The sequence below is a fragment of the Microbacterium paraoxydans genome, from assembly GCF_019056515.1.
GTDB lineage: Bacteria > Actinomycetota > Actinomycetes > Actinomycetales > Microbacteriaceae > Microbacterium.
On the sequence record NZ_CP064873.1, the window covers coordinates 3,029,883 to 3,048,993 of the forward strand.

16 protein-coding genes are annotated in these 19,111 nt (G+C 71.5%); 11 read left to right on the forward strand and 5 right to left on the reverse strand.

The genetic code is table 11. The features are described 5' to 3' along the window. Positions 1-42: 42 nt before the first annotated feature. The 4 genes from IZR02_RS14865 (at position 43) to IZR02_RS14880 (ending at position 6,439) form a co-directional block, all read left to right on the forward strand. Positions 43-1,368 carry an extracellular solute-binding protein gene (locus tag IZR02_RS14865; RefSeq protein ID WP_025105391.1) on the forward strand — a complete coding sequence of 442 codons (1,326 nt, stop codon included), beginning with the start codon at positions 43-45 and terminating at the stop codon, positions 1,366-1,368. A gap of 11 nt (positions 1,369-1,379) precedes the next feature. Then, positions 1,380-3,185 (forward strand): BNR-4 repeat-containing protein, encoded by a 1,806-nt coding sequence (locus IZR02_RS14870; protein WP_025105390.1) that lies wholly within the window; start codon positions 1,380-1,382, stop codon positions 3,183-3,185. Between the two features lie 36 nt (positions 3,186-3,221). Beyond that, positions 3,222-5,483 carry an FAD-dependent oxidoreductase gene (locus tag IZR02_RS14875; RefSeq protein ID WP_025105389.1) on the forward strand — a complete coding sequence of 754 codons (2,262 nt, stop codon included), beginning with the start codon at positions 3,222-3,224 and terminating at the stop codon, positions 5,481-5,483. A gap of 68 nt (positions 5,484-5,551) precedes the next feature. Then, entirely contained in the window at positions 5,552-6,439 is an 888-nt protein-coding gene (locus IZR02_RS14880; RefSeq protein WP_025105388.1) for a LacI family DNA-binding transcriptional regulator, read from the forward strand. 11 nt (positions 6,440-6,450) lie between these two features. On the opposite strand, the gene IZR02_RS14885 is transcribed toward IZR02_RS14880, so the two are convergent. Beyond that, positions 6,451-7,260, reverse strand: a complete 810-nt coding sequence (locus tag IZR02_RS14885; protein ID WP_025105387.1) for a DeoR/GlpR family DNA-binding transcription regulator — start codon at positions 7,258-7,260, stop codon at positions 6,451-6,453. 80 nt (positions 7,261-7,340) lie between these two features. Between IZR02_RS14885 and IZR02_RS14890 the strand changes: the two genes are divergently transcribed. The 7 genes from IZR02_RS14890 (at position 7,341) to IZR02_RS14920 (ending at position 13,732) form a co-directional block, all read left to right on the forward strand. Next, the gene (locus tag IZR02_RS14890) at positions 7,341-8,315 is read left to right on the forward strand and encodes an acetylxylan esterase (RefSeq protein WP_025105386.1); all 975 of its coding nucleotides are present in this window, start codon (positions 7,341-7,343) and stop codon (positions 8,313-8,315) included. A 123-nt stretch (positions 8,316-8,438) separates the two neighbouring features. Then, positions 8,439-9,014, forward strand: coding sequence for a glucose-6-phosphate isomerase family protein (locus tag IZR02_RS14895; protein ID WP_025105385.1), 576 nt, complete (start codon positions 8,439-8,441; stop codon positions 9,012-9,014). Between the two features lie 9 nt (positions 9,015-9,023). Beyond that, a complete protein-coding gene (gene xylB / locus IZR02_RS14900; protein WP_025105384.1) occupies positions 9,024-10,514 on the forward strand; it encodes a xylulokinase in 1,491 nt (496 codons plus the stop codon). After that, positions 10,514-11,491, forward strand: a complete 978-nt coding sequence (locus tag IZR02_RS14905) for a phosphoglycerate dehydrogenase (protein WP_231729511.1) — start codon at positions 10,514-10,516, stop codon at positions 11,489-11,491. Before xylB ends, IZR02_RS14905 begins: the two co-directional genes overlap by 1 nt. Continuing rightward, a complete protein-coding gene (locus tag IZR02_RS14910) occupies positions 11,488-12,444 on the forward strand; it encodes a shikimate dehydrogenase family protein (RefSeq protein ID WP_025105382.1) in 957 nt (318 codons plus the stop codon). The genes IZR02_RS14905 and IZR02_RS14910 overlap by 4 nt, the downstream gene beginning before the upstream one ends. Further along, positions 12,444-13,412 (forward strand): phosphotriesterase family protein, encoded by a 969-nt coding sequence (locus tag IZR02_RS14915; protein WP_025105381.1) that lies wholly within the window; start codon positions 12,444-12,446, stop codon positions 13,410-13,412. Before IZR02_RS14910 ends, IZR02_RS14915 begins: the two co-directional genes overlap by 1 nt. A 23-nt stretch (positions 13,413-13,435) precedes the next feature. Next, complete coding sequence (locus IZR02_RS14920; RefSeq protein WP_025105380.1) at positions 13,436-13,732, forward strand: putative quinol monooxygenase; 297 nt, start codon at positions 13,436-13,438, stop codon at positions 13,730-13,732. A gap of 573 nt (positions 13,733-14,305) precedes the next feature. Here the strand turns inward: IZR02_RS14920 and IZR02_RS14925 are convergent. The 4 genes from IZR02_RS14925 to IZR02_RS14940 form a co-directional block, all read right to left on the reverse strand. Further along, positions 14,306-15,307: an ABC transporter substrate-binding protein gene (locus IZR02_RS14925; protein WP_025105379.1), complete on the reverse strand. Its 1,002-nt coding sequence runs from the start codon at positions 15,305-15,307 to the stop codon at positions 14,306-14,308. A 134-nt stretch (positions 15,308-15,441) separates the two neighbouring features. Next, complete coding sequence (locus tag IZR02_RS14930; protein ID WP_025105378.1) at positions 15,442-16,476, reverse strand: ABC transporter permease; 1,035 nt, start codon at positions 16,474-16,476, stop codon at positions 15,442-15,444. Continuing rightward, complete coding sequence (locus IZR02_RS14935; protein ID WP_025105377.1) at positions 16,476-17,978, reverse strand: sugar ABC transporter ATP-binding protein; 1,503 nt, start codon at positions 17,976-17,978, stop codon at positions 16,476-16,478. The genes IZR02_RS14930 and IZR02_RS14935 overlap by 1 nt, the downstream gene beginning before the upstream one ends. A 179-nt stretch (positions 17,979-18,157) precedes the next feature. Further along, positions 18,158-19,027, reverse strand: coding sequence for a sugar phosphate isomerase/epimerase family protein (locus IZR02_RS14940; protein ID WP_025105376.1), 870 nt, complete (start codon positions 19,025-19,027; stop codon positions 18,158-18,160). Positions 19,028-19,111: the final 84 nt, after the last annotated feature.

Sequence of the window (19,111 nt, forward strand, 5' to 3'; positions counted from 1 at the left end):
ACCCCCTCATCCGCAGTCCCTCGAAGAAGAGAGAGCACCCTCATGTCCGAGAACACCACCGTCTCCCGTCGCCAGCTGCTGCAGTTCGCCGGGCTCGGCGCCGCCGGCCTCCTCCTCGCCGGTTGCATGCCGAGCGGCGGCGGCAGCGGCAGTCCGTCCTCCTCCCCCGGCGCCGGGCTCGGCGCGGGCGACTTCACCGCCACCGACTTCTCCTTCTCCAGCTGGTCCCTCACCGAGGAGGCCGCCGCCCCGGCCACCCGCGCGCTGCTCGACGGCTACAAGAAGACCAACGACGTCGGCATCACCGAGGTCTCCTTCCCCTACAACGAGTACTTCAAGCAGCTCATGCTGCAGGTACGCGGCGGGCAGTTCACCGGCGCCGCGCACGTCGACGTCGCCTGGCTCGCCTCGCTGGCCGCGCTCGGCAAGCTGGAGGACGTCTCGGCGCTCACGAAGGGGCGCGGCTACACGGCCTCGAGCCTGGAGGCCACGCAGCTCGACGGGAAGCAGTACGCCTTCCCGTGGACCATCGGCGCGATCGGCCTCATCACGAACTCCGAGCTGCTGACGAAGGCGGGGATCTCCACGTTCCCGACGACCGTCGACGACTTCGAGGCGGCGCTGAAGAAGCTCAAGGCCCTCGGCGGCGGCCTCATCCCCTACGCCGCCTCGACCAAGGCCGCCCAGCTCAAGGACGTTCTCATCTGGATGCAGACGTTCGGCAGCGACCTCGTCAAGGACGGGAAGGTCACGATCGGCGACGACGCCAGCATCGAGGCGGTCACCTGGTACAAGTCGCTGTACGACCAGGGGCTCATCGCCGCCGACGTCGACCGCTTCGATGCCCGCTCCCTTTTCTCCCAGGGCCGCGCCGCCATCTACGACGACGCCCCCGTGGGCCGCGCGTCCGTCACGCAGGACTCGCCGGATCCCGACCTCGCCTCCAAGCTCGTGCCCGAGTCCCGCCCGGTGCTGAAGAAGGGCGACACCCCGCGCGCTCTCGTCTGGGGCGGCGCCATCGCCATCGTCGGCGGCGGCTCCGGCGACAGCACCCGCACGGCCGCGGACTTCGGCCAGTGGGCCACGAGCGACCTGAAGGCTGTGCTCGGCGACTACGAGCTGCGCGGCCTGCCGCCCGTGACCGAGGAGGCGCAGGCCTCGAAGGAGGTGGCGTCCGACGCGTTCGGCTCGCGCTTCGCCGAGAAGATCACGGCGACCGCCACCACCAACCCGTTCTGGCAGTACCCGCAGTACGCCCAGATCGAGACGGTGATCGCCGACCGCGTGCAGGCCGTCCTCGTCGGTCAGCAGAGCGCCAAGGACGCGATGGCGCAGGCCGGCGACCAGGCGCAGAAGCTGCTGGGCTGAGGAGCATCGCCATGACCCTCCGCTCGAAGGTCGGCGCCACCGCTGCCGCCGCCCTCGCCGCACTCGTCCTCGCCGTGCCCGCTCCGGCCGCTGCCGCGACCCCCGACGTCGAGACCGTGCCCGTCACGGTCGACAGCTCCAACCAGTCCGGCTGGTGGAACCCGCTCGTCGTCGACGGCGACGAGACGTACTTCGCGTACAACGTGCCCGGCTCGGTGGCCGCGAAGCACCAGGTGAACCTCGCCGTCCGCGCCGCCGACGGCACGTGGACCTCGGGCTGCCTGCGGCTGGCGACCGGGGCCTGCGCGGAGTACCTCGACGACAACGGCCACAACCAGCCGTCGATCGCGATCGACGGCGACGGATACATCCACGCGTTCGTCTCGATGCATCACGAGCCGTGGAAGTACTTCCGCTCCACCGCGCCCTACGACGCGACCTCGCTCGTCGACGTGAGCGCCGAGATGCCCGACGCCGGGGCCGCGGTCTCCTACCCGGTCACGGCGCAGGGAGCCGACGGCGACATCTGGCTCATGGTGCGCATCGGCGCCGACCCGCAGGCTCGCCGCGACGGGGTGCTGTACCACTACGACCCCGTGGCCGGGACGTGGAGCCGCGAGACGACGATCGCCGCCGCCGTGAACCACTCCTTCTACCCGGACGACCTCGAGGTCGATGCCAGCGGCAAGGTGCACGTGCTGTGGGAGTGGGGCCCGTGGCCCGCTGATCCCTATCGCCACCTCGGCTCCTACGCGGTGTACGACCCTGCCGCAGGCGGCTTCCGCGACGTCGCCGGGCAGGCGCTGCCGACCCCGATCCGCCCGGACACCCCCGGCGCCGTCGTGTGGCGCGGCTACGAGCCCGGCGAGACCATCGGCGACGCCGTGCCCGCGGTGCAGACCGCGAAGATGGCCCTCGCCGACGGTGAGCTCGTGGGCGTGACCTACCGGTACGCGGACGAGACCGAGAACGCCTTCGACGTGCGGTGGACGACCTGGACCGGCTCCGCCTGGACGAGCGAGACCCTCGTGGACACGGACGCCCTCGGTGGCGGCGTGCAGACCATCGCGGCGCTCGACACCACCACCGCCGGCGGCGAGACCCGCGTCTACGCCGTGGTGTCGGTGCAGGACTGCGGCATCACCCGCAGTCAGACGGTGCTGCTGACCGCCGGGGCCTCCGGATGGACCGCCGACGCCGTGGGCGATCCGGTCGTGGGCCAGCAGCGCCTCCGCGCGGCGACCCGCACGGACGGCACCGACATCGTCTACCTCAGCGCCCCCGCCGTTCCCAGCGGCGGCACGCTGCGGCACGCCGAGATCCCGCGCGACGGGCAGCCGGGGGCGACCACCCTCCCCGCCATCGTCGCCTCCCTCCGGGGCGACGCCGGCGGCGAGAACCTGGCGCTCGGCAGCACTGCGACCGCCTCGTCCCAGCTCCGCGCCGACACCGGCCCGGAGAAGGCGATCGACGGCGGCTGCACGGATGCGAGCCGGTGGATCTCGGCGGCCTCCGACACCCAGCCGACCATCACGGTCGAGTGGGACGAGGCCGCGCCGCTCGACGTCGTCCGGGTCCGCAGCGGATACACGGTCGGCCCGCCGCAGACCTCCGTGCTGCGCGACTTCACCGTCGAGCTGCGCACCGCGAGCGGCTGGGTCACGGTCGGCACCGTCACCGGCAACACCCAGACGACGGTCGTGGTCGACGCCCAGGGGCGGACGGCCGATGCCGTGCGCCTGGTCATCACCGACCCGTCCGACTCCGCCACCGACGTCGCCCGCGTCTACGAGATCGAAGCGATCGCCGCGCGCTGAGCGGCATCATCCCCCTCCCGAAAGGAACCCATCCCCATGCGCACCCAGACCGTCGAAGCCGACATCATCGTCGTCGGCGGCGGCCTCGCCGGAGTGAGCGCCGCCGTCGCGGCCGCCCGCCTCGGCCGACGTACCGTGCTGATCAACAACCGGCCGGTGCTCGGCGGCAACTCCTCCTCGGAGGTGAGGGTCTGGGTGTGCGGAGCGACCGCCCACGGCAACCAGCGGTGGGCGCGGGAGACCGGGATCATCGGCGAGATGTACCGGGAGAACCAGTTCCGCAACCCCGAGGGCAACCCCGTGTACTGGGATGACGTGGTGCTCGACATCGTGCGCCGCGAGCCCAACCTCACGCTGTTCCTCAACACGGAGGTGCTCGAGGCCGAGGCCACCGGACCCGACGACGCCCGTCGGGTCCGGTCGGTCACCGGCTGGACGATGGGCTCGGAGATCCGCACCGTCTTCCGCGGGCCGCTCTTCCTCGACTGCACCGGAGACGGCCTGGTCGGACGGCTCGTCGGCGCCCGCCACCGACTGGGCAAGGAGAGCCGCAGCGAGTTCGGCGAGGACTGGGCGCCCGAGCAGCCCGTGCGCGAGTTCCTCGGCTCGACGCTCCTCTTCTATACGAAGGATCTCGGGCACCCGGTGAAGTACGTCGCGCCGGAGAGCGCGAAGGACATCTCGACCACCCCGATCCCCTCGTCGCGCATCATCCGCAGCGGCGACAGCGGCGCGCACTACTGGTGGATCGAGTGGGGCGGCACGCTCGACATCGTCGACGACAACGAGGCGATCCGCGACGAGCTGCGGTCGGTGATCCTCGGCATCTGGGACCACATCAAGAACTCCGGCGAGTTCGACGCCGACAACCTGACCCTGGAGTGGATCGGCAACATCCCCGGCAAGCGTGAGTACCGTCGCTTCATCGGCGACTACACGCTGCGCCAGCAGGACATCCTGGAGCAGACGTCGTTCGACGACGGCGTCGCGTTCGGTGGCTGGTCCATCGACCTCCATCCCGCCGAGGGGATGTACGCGACGGGGGCGGGCGCGGTGCAGCGCTTCTCGGACGGCGTCTTCGAGATCCCGTTCCGCACGCTCTACTCCGTCAACGTCGACAACCTGCTCATGGCGGGCCGCGACATCTCGGCCACGCACATCGCCTTCGGTGCCGCCAGAGTGATGGCCACGTGCGCCGCGATGGGCGAGGCCGCGGGCACCGCCGCCGCCCTCTGCTACGCGCACGACGCCACGCCCCGCGAGCTGTACGAGCACCATCGTGCGGAACTCCGGCAGACGCTGCTCCGCGCCGACGCCTCCCTCATCGGAGTCGCGAACGAGGATCCCTCCGACCTCGCCCGCACCGCCGCCGTCACCGCGTCCAGCACCCTGCGCACGATCGGCACCCCGGAGACCGCCGCGGCCGCGGCGGCCCCGCACACCCTGACGGACGACCTCGGCATCGTCGTCCCCGTGCACCCGCGCCTCGACACGACCGAGCTGCTGCTCGGCGCCGAGGCCGACACGCAGGTCACGGTGGAGGTCTGGTCCACGGGCCGCCCGCAGAACATCGTGCCCGCGGTTCTCGAGCACCGCACCGTGATCGACGTCCCCGCCGGTGGGCCGTCCTGGGTGCGGGCGGAGACGCCTTTCGCCCCGGAGGACCCGCAGAACGCGATCATCGTGCTCCGCGCGAACCCGCAGGTGCAGGTGCAGCTCGCCGACGAGCTCCCGCCCGGGGTGCTCACCCTCGTGCACCGGGTCGACAACGACGACCGGAACGTGCAGGTCGACCGCGACGGTCTCCTCGTGCAGTGGCCGACCAAGCCGCTGCGCGGGCGGGTGCCGGCGTTCCGCACGAGCCCGCACTCCGAGGCGGTCGCGCCGGAGCGCGCCGTCTCCGGGTACAACCGCCCGTTCGGCGGTCCGCACCTGTGGGCGTCCGCCCCGGAGGCCGAGGGCCCGCAGTGGCTGCGCCTGGACTGGGAGCAGCCCGTCACGGCCTCCGAGATCCGCCTCGTGTTCGACGACGACGTGGACCTCGAGCTCAACACCTTGCACCACCACCGCAGCCCCGACGAGGTGCTGCCCCAGCTCGTGCGCGACTACCGGGTCGAGGTGCAGCAGGCGGGTTCCGAGGAGTGGCGCACCGTGGCGGAGGAGCGCGACAACCGCCATCGTCTGCGGGTGCATCCCCTGCCGGACGACCTCGGCGCCCTCACGGCCGCCCGCCTCGTGGTGGAGCGGACGAACGGCGTCGCGGAGGCACGCGTGATCGCGTTCCGAGTGCAATCGTGACGGAGAGCGCTAACGTGAAGGGCATCCGTCGTCCCGGCGGAGACCGTCGTCCCTCCAGGAGGCCGCAGGTGACCACCTCGCCCGGCGGCCGCGTGCTCCCTGTCGCGCGGGCCACCCGCACGGGACTCATCGCGCTCGCGGTGCCGCATCTGGAGGAGCCGTACTTCGCGGAGCTCGGCTCGCGCATCGTCCGCGGCGCCGACGACCGGGGCCTGGCGGTGCTCATCGTGCAGACCGAGGGCGACCACAGCCGCGAGATCGATGTCGCCAACGGCGTCGGCCTGCCGCCCATCGACGGGCTCATCCACATCCCGCGCTCGCTCACGGTCGCCGACCTCACGCGCCGCACCTCCCCCGGGCCGCTCGTGCTGCTGGGCGAGCACATCCAGGTGAGCCCGTTCACGCACGTCACGATCGACAACCGCGCCGCCGCCTACACCGCCACCGAGCACCTGCTCGCGGTCGGCTGCCGCCGCATCGGCTTCGTCGGACGCCGCGACGCCCGCCCCTCGGACGCCGCCGACCGTCGGCACGCCGGGTACCTGGAGGCCCTGGCGGCCGCCGGGATCCCCGCCGACCCCGCCCTCACCGCGCAGGTCGACGCCTTCACGGCCGAGGAGGGCGAGCGCGTGGCGGGCGCCATGGCCGCCGCGATCCCCGATCTCGACGGCATCGTCTGCTCGAACGACTCGGTCGCCCTCGGTGCGCTGGCCGCTCTCCAGGCCCAGGGGCGGAGCGTGCCGGGAGACGTCGCCGTCGTCGGCATCGACGACATCCGGGCCGCACGCTTCGCCGTGCCCGCCCTCAGCACCATCGCCCCCGACCACGCCCGCCTGGTGGACGCGGCGTTCACGGAGCTCGAACGGCAGATCGCCGCGCCGCCGGGAGCCGATCTCCCGGTGCGGCACGTGACGGTCGGCGCCCGGCTGATCCCGCGGGCGAGCACGGCCCGATGACGGCGGCGGACTCAGTCCGCGAGGGCCGTCGCGAGCGCACGCTCGTCGCCGCCGTCGCGCGGCGCGACGTGCAGGGTGCCGACGTGGGCCGCGAGCAGCTCCCGTGCGCCGTCGTCGAGGCCGTCGTCGGTGACGAGGCGGTCGATGTCGCTGAGGTCGGCGACGGTCGTGAGTCCGACCACACCCCAGCGGGTGTGCTCGGCGAGGACGACGACCTCCCGGCCCGCAGCCATGAGCGCCCGGTTGGTCTCGGCCTCCAGCAGGTTCATGGTCGTGATGCCGGCCTGCTCGTCGAGGCCGTGGGCGTCGAGGAACACGAGATCGCAGTGCAGGTGCTCCAGGGCGCGGACCGCGACCGGCCCGACGAGGGCCTGCGAGGGCGTGCGCACGCCCCCGGTGAGCACGACCGTCTGCGTGTACGGAGCGTCGGCGCGATCCGGTGGCGAGAACAGGTCGGAGACCGGCAGGGCGTTCGTGACGATCGTGAGCTCGGGGACGCGCACGAGCTCCCGCGCGAGCGCCAGGGCCGTGGGTCCGCCGGAGATGCCGACCGCCATTCCGGGCTCCACGAGATCCGCGGCCGCCGCGACGATCGCGCGCCTTTCGGCCGAGGCTGCCGGAGCCGGAACCAGACGCTGGAGGCCCCGCGCCCGGACGCCGCCACGGATGCGCTCGACCGCGCCCTCCTCGGCCAGCTGATCGATGTCGCGCCGCACGGTCATCTCGCTGACCTGCAGCGTGGCCGCGAGCTCGCCGATGGAGGCGGTACCGCGATCGCGGGTCAGGGCGAGGATGCGCTCGCGTCGTTCCGTGACCAGCACGCGGTCTCCTTCCGATGGAGCCTCCAGTCTGCCACGCACCCCCGCCCGCCCCACTCCCGGAACAGGATCCCTCAGCCCGCATGACCTTCCCCGAGCCCTACGCCACCTGGTTCCCCGATGCCACGTTCGACGGCAGCTACGGCCGCACCGAAGCCGACCTCCGTGCCGTGCGCCCCGTGCCCGCGCCGCACGGGTTCGCCGACCGCTGGCGACGCTGGCGGCGGGAGGCCGCCGCGGTGGACGCCGCCCCCGTGGTCCTCTCCACCTCCGAGGAGCAGGGCCGTCGGGTGTCCGTCGTCGAGCATGCCGGCGTCGACGGTGTGCGGCTGCGGGCCTGGGTGGTCGAGCCCCTCGACGGCCCTCCCCGCGCGGGCGTCGTGCACGGCCACGGCTACGGGGGTCGCGACGCCGTCGATCTCGCCCGGGTGCCGGACGACGTCGCGGCGATCTATCCCGTGGCCCGCGGGCTCGGCGTGCTGAACGCGGGGATCGGAGCGCCCGAGCCGACCCCGGAGCACGTGCTCGCGGGCATCGACGATCCGGAGCGCTACGTGCTCGGCCTCTGCGCCCGTGACCTGTGGCTGGCGGCCGACGTCCTCGTCTCGGTCGTCGGCGCGCTTCCTCTCTACTACGTCGGGGAGAGCTTCGGCGGCGGCATCGGCGCGCTCGCCCTGCCGTGGGACGACCGGTTCGTGGGGGCCACCCTCATCGTGCCGAGCTTCGGCCAGTACGACGAACGGCTGGCGGTGCCATGCCTGGGGAGCGGGGAGACCGTGCGTCAGCACGTCCTGCGGCACCCCGAGGCCCGCGAGGTGCTGCGCTGGTTCGACTCCTCCACCGCGATCGGGTTCACGGAGGTGCCGGTCCGGGTGGAGGCGGCCCTGTGGGACCAGTACGTGCCGCCGCAAGGGCAGTTCGCGGTCGCCGCCGGGGCCCGCGACCTCGACCTGGCCGTCCTCCCCGCCGGTCACGCCGAGTACCCGGGGTCGGCGGAGGTGACGGCGGCCGCCATCCGCGGCGGGCGCGAGCACCTCGAGCGCGTACTCGCCGGCTGACGGCCGTCGGGCGCGCGTCCTCCTCCGCGCAGGAGAGCACTGGACGCAACCTGTCATAACAGGTACAGTGAGCTTGTCATTACAGGTTGCGCGACGACGCAGCACCCGTTTCGAGGAGCATGGATGCCCGAGTACCAGACCCCGCCGATCTCCCCGATGGCGATCGCCTTCGACGCCGAGAAGCTCACCCTCTCCCCTGAAGGCCCCACCCTGACCCGGCGGATGTCCGACCTCGAGGGCCTGTTCCGCGACCACGACGCCTGGGCGGCCGCCGCCGCGGGCGAGGACCCGATCGTCTACACGGTCGTCAGCTCGCCGGTCCCCGAGATCGAGCGGGAGCTGCCGCAGTCGATCACCACGATCATGCCCGGGGACACGGGCGGCGAGCTCTGGATGACGAAGGGCCACCAGCACCCCGACCACCAGGGCGAGATCTACCTCGCGCTGCACGGCCGCGGCGGACTGCTCATGTTCGACGGCGAGCGCACCGAGTGGCTCGACATGCTCCCCGGCACCATCGGCTACATCCCGCCGGGCTGGGCGCACCGCTCCGTGAACACCGGGGACGAGCCCTACTCCTTCCTCGCCGTGTACCCGGGAGGCGCCGGCCACGACTACGGCTGGGTGCTGGAGCACGGCATGGGCTCGCGGGCGTTCCGCGCGGAGTCCGGCGTCGACCTGCGCCCCTACGCGGAATAGGCTCCGGCCATGATCATCGCCCACGACCTCGGCACCACCGGGAACAAGGCGTCCCTGCACCACGACGACGGCCGTCTGATCGCCGCGGTCACCGTGCCGTACCCGGCCCACTTCGCGGCCGGCGGCGTCGCTGAGCAGGACCCGGCCGACTGGTGGCACGCGGTCGTCACGGCGACCCGCGACCTCCTCTCGCGCACCGGCACCGCCGCCGCCGAGGTCGCGGGCCTCGTGGTCAGCGGACAGATGATGGGCGCCGTGCTGCTCGACGCCGATGGCGAGCCCGCACGAGCCGCGATCATCTGGGCCGACACCCGCGCCGGCGCCCAGCAGCGCGAGCTCGAGGCGGCGGTCGGTGCCGAGCGCGCCTACGGGATCCTCGGCCACCGCCTGAACCCCACCTACTCCCTCGAGAAGATCATGTGGGTGCGCGACAACGAGCCCGAGGTGTGGCAGCGCGTGCGCCGGGTGTGCGTCGCCAAGGACTTCATCGTGCTGCGGCTGACCGGGCGGCTCGCCACGGACCGGTCGGACGCCTCGGGCACCAATGCGTACGACCAGGTCGCGGGCACGTGGTCGCCGGAGATCCTCGCGGCCGCGCGGCTCGACCCCGCCCTGTTCCCCGAGATCCTGGAGTCGACGCAGATCGCGGGCCCGCTCACGCCCGCCGCGGCCGAGGCGCTCGGGCTGCACATCGGCGTCCAGGTCGTGATGGGCGGGGGCGACGGACCGCTCGCCGCGGTCGGCTCCGGCGTCGTGGCCCCGGAGGACGGCGCCTACGTGTGCCTCGGCACCTCCTCGTGGATCTCCTTCGCGGCCGACGCCCCGCTGCACGACCCCGCGATGCGCACCTTCACGTTCGACAACGTCGTGCCCGCGTCGTTCGTGCCGACCGCGACCATGCAGGCCGGCGGCGCCTCGGTGCAGTGGATCGCCGAAGCCCTCTCCGTCGACCCCGCACACCCCGAGACGGGGCGCCTCGTCGCCGAAGCCGCGAGTGACATCGACACCGACGACCTCTACTTCCTCCCGTACCTGCTCGGCGAGCGCTCCCCGCTGTGGGACCCGGATGCGCGCGGGGCCTTCGTCGGTCTCGCCCGCCACCACGGGCGCGCCCACCTCGTGCGCGCGGTCCTCGAGGGGACGGCGTTCAACCTCCTCACCTGCATCCAGGCGTTCCGCGAGGCCGGCGCGACGATCGACCGCATCGACGCCGTCGGCGGCGGGGCGCAGAGCGACGTCTACCTCGCCGTCCTCGCCGACGTGTGGGGCGTGCCGGTGCGGCGCCGCACGATCGTGGAGGAGGCGAACAGCCTCGGTGCCGCGGTCACGGGAGCCGTCGGCCTCGGCCTCACCGACTTCTCCGCCGCCCGGGCGCTCAGCGAGGTCACCGCCGAGTTCACGCCCGACCCGTCCCGGCATGCGGTCTACGCCGAGCGCCACGCCCGCTTCACCGACGCGTACACGGCCCTCGCACCGTGGTTCGCGGGAAGGCCGCGCTGATGGGCGTCATCCTCGTCACGAGCCGCTCCTTCTCGGACGGCGACCTCGACCTGGTCGGGCGCGCCGCGCAGGCCGGACACCGCATCCTCCGCGGGCCGGCCCATCACGACCTCGACGAGCTGCGCGTGCTGCTGCACGGTGCCGACGCCTGGATCGCCGGCACCGGACCGGTCACCGACGCGCACCTCGCTGCCGGCCCGAAGCTCAAGGTCGTGGCGCGCTACGGGGTCGGCACCGAGGCGGTGGACCTCGCGGCGGCGCGCGACCGCGGCATCCCGGTCACGAACACCCCTGGGGCGAACGCGGATGCGGTCGCCGACCACGCGGTCGGCCTCATGCTCGCCGCCCTGCGCACCATCCCGGACGGCGACCGCCGCGTGCGGACCGGCGACTGGAGCGTGCGCCGCGGACGGGAGCTCGGCGCCGCGACCGTCGGCATCGTCGGCTTCGGGCGGATCGGCCAAGGGGTCGCGCGGCGACTGAGCGGGTTCGGCCCGCGGCTGCTCGCCTCCGACCCGTTCCTCCCCGCCGACCTCGTGCGGGACCACGGCGCCGACCCCCTCGGCCTCGACGACCTGTTCCGCACCGCCGACGTGATCACCCTGCACGCCCCCGGCGGTCAGCGCCTCGTCGACGCCGAGCGCCTCGCCGTGATGCGACCCGGCACCGTACTCGTCAACACGGCCCGCGGCGACCTCGTGGATGAGCAGGCCGTGGCGGACGCGCTGCGTGACGGCACCCTCGCCGGGTACGCCGCCGACACTCTCGACGGCGACACCGCCGCGCACGACAGTCCCCTGCTCGACCCTGCTCTCGCCGACCGCGTCATCGTCACCCCGCACCTCGGTGCCCAGACCACCCAGGCCGTCGACAACATGGGAGAGCTGTCGCTCGCGGATGTGCTCGCCGTCCTCCGCGGCGCCGACCCCGCCCACCCCGTGCCCCTGCCCGCGTCCGCTCCCGAGGAGAACCGATGACCACCGCCGCGACGTCCGCCGCACCGTCAGCCCCCGCCACCGCCGACTACATGGGCTTCGTCGGCGTCACCACCGCCTCGTCGTCGATCATGAAGGTGTTCCCGCTGTGGGCCGACATCCTCGGCCTCCCCACCCGGACCCTCGTCGGCCACGACCTGCCGATGGATGCCGACCCCGCGCAGTACCGCGCCATGGTCGAGCAGATCCGCGACGACCCGCACCACCGCGGCGCGCTGGTCACCACGCACAAGATGAACGTGTACGCGGCGGCGTCCGACCTGTTCGACGAGCTCGATCCGTTCGCCGTGTCCTGCGCCGAGATCTCCAGCATCGCCAAGCGCGGGTCCACGCTGTCCGGCCGCGCGAAGGACCCGATCACGGTCGACCTGGCGCTGCGCGACTTCCTCCCCGCCGACCACTTCGCGCGCACCGGGGCCGAGGTCGTCATCCTGGGTGCGGGCGGATCGGGCACCGCGCTGAGCTGGGCCCTCGCCGAGCGGGAGGATGCCCCGGCCCTCATCACCGTCACCGCGCGCACGCAGGACAAGCTCGACCACCTCCGCGAGGTGCACCGCCAGCACGGCACCCCCGAGGGACTGCTCCGCTACGTCGTCACCGAGACGCCGGAGGAGGCTGATGCCCTGGTCGCCGCCGCGCCCGCGGGATCGGTCATCGCGAACGCCACCGGGCTCGGCAAGGACCGCCCGGGCTCCCCGCTGACCGACGCCGTCGTGTTCCCCGAGGGCGCGTACGCGTGGGAGTTCAACTACCGTGGCTCCCTGGAGTTCCTGCACCAGGCCGAGGCACAGGAGGACGACCGCGGCCTGCACGTGGTCGACGGCTGGCGGTACTTCATCCACGGCTGGTCGCAGGTCGTGGCGGACGTGTTCGACCTCGACCTCACGCCGGAGACCGTCGAGCGCCTCGCGGAGGCCGCGGAGTCGGTGCGCTGATGCCCGCCGTGCGGACCGTCCTCGGCGACCTCGACCCGTCGCGGCTCGGGCGCGTGGACTACCACGAGCACCTCTTCCAGGTGTCGCCGCTGCTGGTCGGGGACGAGCTCGACGACGAGGCCGCGTCCGGCGAGGAGGCCGGTCTGCTGCGGGCGAGCGGCTTCGAGGCCATGGTCGACGCCACCCCGTTCGGCCTCGGTCGCGACCCGGCCGCCGTCGCCCGCATCAGCGCCGCGACCGGACTGCACGTGGTCGCCACGACGGGCCGGCACCGCGAGGCCCACTACGGCCCCGATCATCCGATGCAGGTGTGGGGCGCGGACGGCCTCGCCGCCCTGTTCGTGTCCGACCTCACGCGGGGGATGCCGGCGGACGACACCGCGGTGTTCGAGACGCCCGACGTGCCTCTCGCGGCGGGCCCCGACGGGCAGCCCGTCCGCGCCGGCATGCTCAAGGGCGGGGCCGACTACTGGCGCCTCAGTCCGTTCGAGCGCACGACCCTCGTCGCCGTGGCTCAGGCGCACCGGGAGACCGGAGCCCCCGTCATGGTGCATCTGGAGTTCGGCACCGCGGCCCACGAGGTCCTCGACCTGCTGGCGGCCGAGGGGGTGCCGGCGGATCGCGTCGTGCTGGCCCACGCCGACCGCGACCCCGATCCCGGTCTGCACGTCGCGTTGGCCGAGCGCGGCGCCCACCTCGGGTACGACGGCTTCGCACGCCCGCGCACCCGCTCCGACGCCGAGCTGCTGGCCCTCACGGTCGCCGTGGTGGAGCGGGGTGCCGGTGACCGGATCCTGCTCGGGGGCGACGTCGCCCGGCGCACCCGGTACATCGCGTACGGCGGCATGCCCGGTCTCGCCTACCTCGGCGACCGCTACCTTCCCCGGCTCCGCGAGGCCGTGGGTGACGACGCCGTGCACCGGATGCTCGTGACGACCCCCGCGCGCTTCCTGGCCCTCCACTCCTGACCACCCGAACCCGAGGAATCGTCATGCCCGAACCCACCGTCCTCCACGCCGTCTTCACCGCGCAGCCCGGAGCCGCCGACCGGGTCGCCGCGCTGCTGCGGGACTTCGCCGAGGTCGTCCGCGCCGAGGAGGGCAACATCGTCTTCGACGCCCACCGCCTCGTCGACGACCCCGACCGCTTCTTCGTCTACGAGGTCTACCGCGACGAGGACGCCTTCCAGGCCCACCTGCACGCACCCGCCGGTGTCCCCTTCAACGCCGCCCTGCAGGAGCTCATCGTCGAGCCCACCTCGATCCTCACGTTCCTCCGCCCCCTCTGACCCCCTCCTCCCCTCCGTCTCCCCGTTTCACCTGCACGACCTCGCGACGCCCGCACGCCCGTTCCGGCCTCCCCGTCGTGCCCTCGTCCCCCCGTCGTGCATCCGTCCCTCGCGTCGTGCCCCGTCCCCCGGGGACGGTCCCCTCGGGCTGACCGTCCCCGGCCCGAAAGACTCCACTCGGCCCTCCGGTTTCACCTGCACACCCCTGTCACGACTGCACGACCGAACCGCCCATCCGGCCACGCATCGGTCCCCGCGTCGTGCATTCGTCCCTCGTCGTGCCCCGTCCCAGACCCAAACCCAGACCCCAGACCCATCCCGGGCGCAGACCTGGACCCCAGACCCACCCGACTCCGGACCCGGTTCGTCTGCACGATCCCGATACGGGTGCACGAGGAAACCGGGGATCCGGTCGTGCAGTCGCCCCGGGATCGTGCAGCCGGACCACGGACCCACGGACCAACGGACCACGGACCAACGGATCACGGACCACGGACCCACGGTCCCGGGACCGAAGTTCCCCCGGACACGACGAAGCCCCCCGCCCGAAGGCGAGGGGCTCCGTCGTGCGGGTCACTCGTAGAGGACCGCGGCGATCTTGTCGTCCTCGATGTTGTTCTTGTCGTACCAGTAGGAACCGGTGTCGTAGAACTCCTCGACGTCGTCGCCGTTGGCCGCGTCGTAGGCCGCCTGCACGACCTGGGCGCCGATGCCGATCGGGTCCTGCGTGATGGCGCCGGCCATGGTGCCGTCCTTGATGGCATTGATCTGGGCCGCACCGGAGTCGAAGCCGACGATGGTGATCTTGCCCTTCTCGAGGCCGAGCTCGTTCACGGCGTTCACGACGCCGATGGCCGAGCCCTCGTTAGTCCCGTAGATGCCCTTGAGGTCGGGGTGGGCCGCGATGAGCGTCTTGGCGATGTCGGCCGACTTCAGGTGGTCGCCGTCACCGTACTGGATGTCGACGATCTCGATGTCGGGGTAGTCCGCCTCGATCTTCTCGACGAAGCCGTCGCGACGCTCGACACCGGTCGAGTTGATCTGCGAGTGGCCGACGATGGCGACCTCGCCCTCGCCGCCGATCAGCTCGGCCATGTGCTCGGCCGCCAGCGCGCCGGCGACCTTGCTGTCCGTCGCGGAGAGGCTGAGTCCGACGTCGCCGTTGCACGGGGCGTCGAAGTAGACGACGGGGATGTCCTTCGACTTCGCCTGCTCGAGCGGGGCGACGCACGCCTCGGGGTCGAGGGCGGCGTAGGCGATGGCGTCCGGGTTCTTGTCGATCGCAGCGGTCAGCATCTCGAGCTGCTGCGCGATCTCCGTCTCGGCGGCCGGGCCCTCGAAGGTGATCTTGACGCCCAGCTCCTGGGCCTTCTCCTCCGCGCCCTTCTTGACGGCCTGCCAGAACTGGTGCTGGAAGCCCTTCGAGACCATGGCGATGTACATCTCGCCGTCGCCGCTGCCGGTGTCGCCGCCCGAGCCCTCTTCGATCACGTCGCCGCCGCCGGCACAGCCGGCGAACACGAGCGCGGATGCGGCCACGAGTGCCGCGAATGCGGTCTTCTTGCCGAATTTCATGGAAACTCCGTTGTTCTGTGTGGGTGCCGGCCAGGACCGGCGGGTGGACATTCGTGGTGCCTGTGCGGAGGGTTCCGCGGGGTCCGGCCGGAGCCGGGGACGGCGGCGGGCACGGGTTTCGCCGCCGCCGTGTCTCAGGTCCGCTGGCGGTTGCGCAGCGAGTCGAGGAAGACGGCCAGCAGGACGACGACGCCGACGACGATGTTCTGCCACTCGGGCTGGATCGACATGATCCGGAGGCCGTTGACGAGGACGCTCATGATGAGCGCACCGATCACGGTGCCGAGGATCGAGCCGCGGCCGCCGAGCAGCGAGGTGCCGCCGATGATCACGGCCGCGATGGCCTGCAGCTCGTAGCCGGTGCCGATCTGCGGCTGGGCCGAGTCGAGGCGGGCGGCGATCACGATGCCCGCGATGCCGGTGAAGGCGCCGGCGAACATGTAGATGAGGATCGTCCAGCGGCGGGTGTTGACGCCGGAGAGGCGCGTGGCCTCCTCGTTCGATCCGATCGCGAAGGTGTACCGGCCGAGCAGCGTCTTCGACAGCACGAGCCAGGCGACGATCGCGAGGGCCGCGGTGATGAGCACCGCGTTCGGGATGCCGGGGATGAGCACGCCGAGCGCGATCTTCTTGAAGTCGGGAGCCGAGGTCGAGAAGTAGATCGGCGCGACGTTCGAGATCACGAGGGCGAGGCCGCCCGCGATCATCATCATGGCCAGGGTCGCGATGAACGGAGGCAGTCGCAGGAACGTGATGTTGACGCCGTTCACCAGCCCCATGAGCACACCGGTCGCGATGCCGCCGAGCACGCCCACCCACACCGGCAGGCCGAGGTTGGTGATGAGGACACCCGTCATCACCGCGCAGAGCGCCATGCCGGTGCCGATCGACAGGTCGATGCCGCCCGTGATGATGACGAACGTCGTGCCGAGGGCGAGGATGCCGATGACCGCGGTCGACAGCAGCACCGTGGCGATGTTGCTGAAGGTGAAGAAGTTCGGGCTGGCGATCGAGAAGAAGATGACCAGGACGATCAGGGTGCCGAACGCGAGCGACTGCTGGAACTGCCGCTTGAGGAACCCGGCGACGTCGCGCTTGTCGGTGTCCTCGTTGACGGCCGTCTGGATGATCGTCGTCGTCGACGATCCGGACTGCTGTGGGGTGCTCATCAGTCTTCCTCCCCGTGGGCTGCGAGTTGCATGATCTTCTCCTGGCTGGCTTCCTCGTTGCGGAGCGTCCCGGTGATGCGACCGTTCGCGAACACGGCGATGCGGTTCGCGACCCGGAGGATCTCGGGGAGCTCCGACGAGATGACGATGATGGACTTGCCCGCGTCGGCGAGCTGCTGCATGAGGCGGTAGATCTCCTCCTTCGCGCCGACGTCGATGCCTCGCGTCGGCTCGTCGAAGATGAGGATGTCGCAGTCGCGCATCAGCCACCGGGCGATGACGACCTTCTGCTGGTTCCCTCCGGAGAGGAGCTTGACGACCTGGTTGACCGAGGGGGTCTTCACCCGCAGCTGCTGGACGTACTCCTTGGTGCGGTTCTTGGCCTTGCTGTCGCCCATCCACCCGATGCCGTTGGCGTAGGAGCCGAGCGACGCGAGCACGGTGTTGAAGGTGACGTCCTGCTCCAGCATGAGGCCGAGCAGCTTGCGGTCCTCGGAGAGGTAGCCGACGCCGTGCTTGACCGCGTCCGCGGGCTGCGCGATGCGGACGGTGCGCCCGCCGATCGTGATCGTGCCGCCGTCGCGGTGGTCCGCGCCGATGACGGCACGGGCGGTCTCGGTGCGGCCGGCGCCCATGAGGCCGGCGAATCCGAGGATCTCGCCCTTGTGCAGCTGGAACGACACGTCCTTGAGGAGCTTCCGCGTGGAGAGCCCCTGCACGTCGAGCACGATCGGGTCGTTGAGGTGCTCCCGCGCCTGCGGGCGGGTGCCCTCGTCGATCACGCGGCCGACCATCATCTCGATGATCGTCGGAATCGTGATCTCGGACTTGTCGAGTGATCCGATGTATGTGCCGTCGCGGAGCACGGTCACCCGGTCCGCCAGGCGGCGCAGCTCGTCCATGCGGTGCGAGATGTACACGATGCCGGTACCGCGGGCCTTGAGCTGCTCGATGAGGACGAAGAGGGTCTCGACCTCGCTGTCGGTGAGGGCCGACGTCGGCTCGTCCATGATGAGGACCTTGGCGTTGAAGGACAGCGCCTTGGCGATCTCGACCATCTGCTGCTCGGCCACCGTCAGCTCGCCCACGCGCTGGCGGGGGTCGAGGTGGATGTCGAGGCGCTGCAGCAGCTCGGCCGTCTGCCGGTTGAGCTTCCGCTCCGACAGGAACGGACCCGTCGTGGGTTCGCGGCCGACGTAGATGTTCTGCGCGACCGTGAGGTCGGGCATCAGGTTGAGCTCCTGGTGGATGATCGTGATCCCCAGCTCCTGCGCCTGCAGCGGGCTGGTGAGCTCGACCTCCTGCCCCTCGAACGTGATCGTGCCCTCGTCCTTGGTGTAGATCCCGGAGAGGATCTTCATCAGGGTGGACTTGCCGGCACCGTTCTCACCCACGAGCACGAGCACCTCGCCGGCGCGCACCTCGAGATGCACGTCCTTCAGCGCCTGGACACCGGGGAATCCCTTGCTGATCCCCTCGACCCTCAGGATGGGTCCACTCATGCGCTCACCTGCTTCCTTGAAGGTTCTGTCGCGATTGCGGCGGACCGTTCCGCCGTAAACATCGGATCAATTCTGCGACCTGCACCCGGGTCAGTGCAAGTTGTATCTAAATGTATCTAACGATCGGCGGCGAGGGAAGACCTGTAATAACATCTTGATCTCGAACCGCCGCCCGGAGGTCAGTGGAGGCGGATCGAGTCCACCGCGACGAGCTTGTCGCGGATGTAGGCGTTCGCGTGCGCACCCAGCTCGTGGTTGTCGGTCCAGAGGTTGCGCCAGATGCCGAGCATGCGGCTGAGGTCGGGCGCCACCACCGCCGAGGAGAACGACTCGAACACGATGGGGCCGTCGTAGCCGATGCGCCCGAGCGCCTTGAAGAACGTGTCGAAGTCGACCGTCCCGGTGCCGAGATAGCCGCGGTGGCTCTCGCCGATGTGCACGTACCGCAGGGCGGGAGCCGCATCGAGCACCGGCGCGAACATATCCGACTCCTCGATGTTCATGTGGTACGTGTCCAGGTGGATCCCGAGGTTCGGGCGGTCGACCTCGCCGAGGTACGCCAGCGCCTGCCGTGCGGTGTTCAGCACGTTGGTCTCGTAGCGGTTGACGACCTCGAGCGAGACCGAGACCCCCCGCTCGGCGGCATGGTCGGCCACCCGGGCGATCGTGCGACGGCTCGATGCGAGACCCTCGGGCGTGACCGGATCCATGTACTTCTTCATCGCGCTGTAGATCACCCCGCAGAAGTGCGTACCGCCGAGCTCGGCGAGCACGTCGATCGCGCGGAGCAGGAGCGCCTCGCCCGCGGCGACCACGACAGGGTCACTGCTCGTGATGTCGGTCTCGTTGGAGAGCCCGAGCGAGGCGCTGACCGCGAGTCCGTGCTCCGCGAGGGCGGCCCGGGCGGCGGCGACGTCGAACGAGAACGGGTCCATCAGCGGGAACTCGATGAGGTCGAAGCCCGCCTGCTTAGTCTTCTCGACCGCGAGCCGGATGCCGTCCGCGTCGAAGGTCCCCGTCCAGACGAGTCCGTGGCAGCCGATGTTCATGAGCGCTCCTCCGGCGGGTGTCCGGCACCGTCGCCGCGCGGACTTGGCACGTTACAAGCCCCGTGTGCGAGTCACGCTACGTCG

Excerpts from the sequence above, each read along its gene's own strand:
- IZR02_RS14920 (WP_025105380.1), top strand. The coding sequence starts at position 13,436 with ATGCCCGAACCCACCGTCCTCCACGCCGTCTTCACCGCGCAGCCCGGA.
- IZR02_RS14870 (WP_025105390.1), top strand. The coding sequence starts at position 1,380 with ATGACCCTCCGCTCGAAGGTCGGCGCCACCGCTGCCGCCGCCCTCGCC.
- IZR02_RS14890 (WP_025105386.1), top strand. The coding sequence starts at position 7,341 with ATGACCTTCCCCGAGCCCTACGCCACCTGGTTCCCCGATGCCACGTTC.
- IZR02_RS14940 (WP_025105376.1), bottom strand. The coding sequence starts at position 19,027 with ATGAACATCGGCTGCCACGGACTCGTCTGGACGGGGACCTTCGACGCG.
- IZR02_RS14915 (WP_025105381.1), top strand. The coding sequence starts at position 12,444 with ATGCCCGCCGTGCGGACCGTCCTCGGCGACCTCGACCCGTCGCGGCTC.
- IZR02_RS14865 (WP_025105391.1), top strand. The coding sequence starts at position 43 with ATGTCCGAGAACACCACCGTCTCCCGTCGCCAGCTGCTGCAGTTCGCC.
- IZR02_RS14875 (WP_025105389.1), top strand. The coding sequence starts at position 3,222 with ATGCGCACCCAGACCGTCGAAGCCGACATCATCGTCGTCGGCGGCGGC.
- IZR02_RS14930 (WP_025105378.1), bottom strand. The coding sequence starts at position 16,476 with ATGAGCACCCCACAGCAGTCCGGATCGTCGACGACGACGATCATCCAG.
- IZR02_RS14895 (WP_025105385.1), top strand. The coding sequence starts at position 8,439 with ATGCCCGAGTACCAGACCCCGCCGATCTCCCCGATGGCGATCGCCTTC.
- IZR02_RS14935 (WP_025105377.1), bottom strand. The coding sequence starts at position 17,978 with ATGAGTGGACCCATCCTGAGGGTCGAGGGGATCAGCAAGGGATTCCCC.
- IZR02_RS14905 (WP_231729511.1), top strand. The coding sequence starts at position 10,514 with ATGGGCGTCATCCTCGTCACGAGCCGCTCCTTCTCGGACGGCGACCTC.
- IZR02_RS14925 (WP_025105379.1), bottom strand. The coding sequence starts at position 15,307 with ATGAAATTCGGCAAGAAGACCGCATTCGCGGCACTCGTGGCCGCATCC.
- xylB (WP_025105384.1), top strand. The coding sequence starts at position 9,024 with ATGATCATCGCCCACGACCTCGGCACCACCGGGAACAAGGCGTCCCTG.
- IZR02_RS14910 (WP_025105382.1), top strand. The coding sequence starts at position 11,488 with ATGACCACCGCCGCGACGTCCGCCGCACCGTCAGCCCCCGCCACCGCC.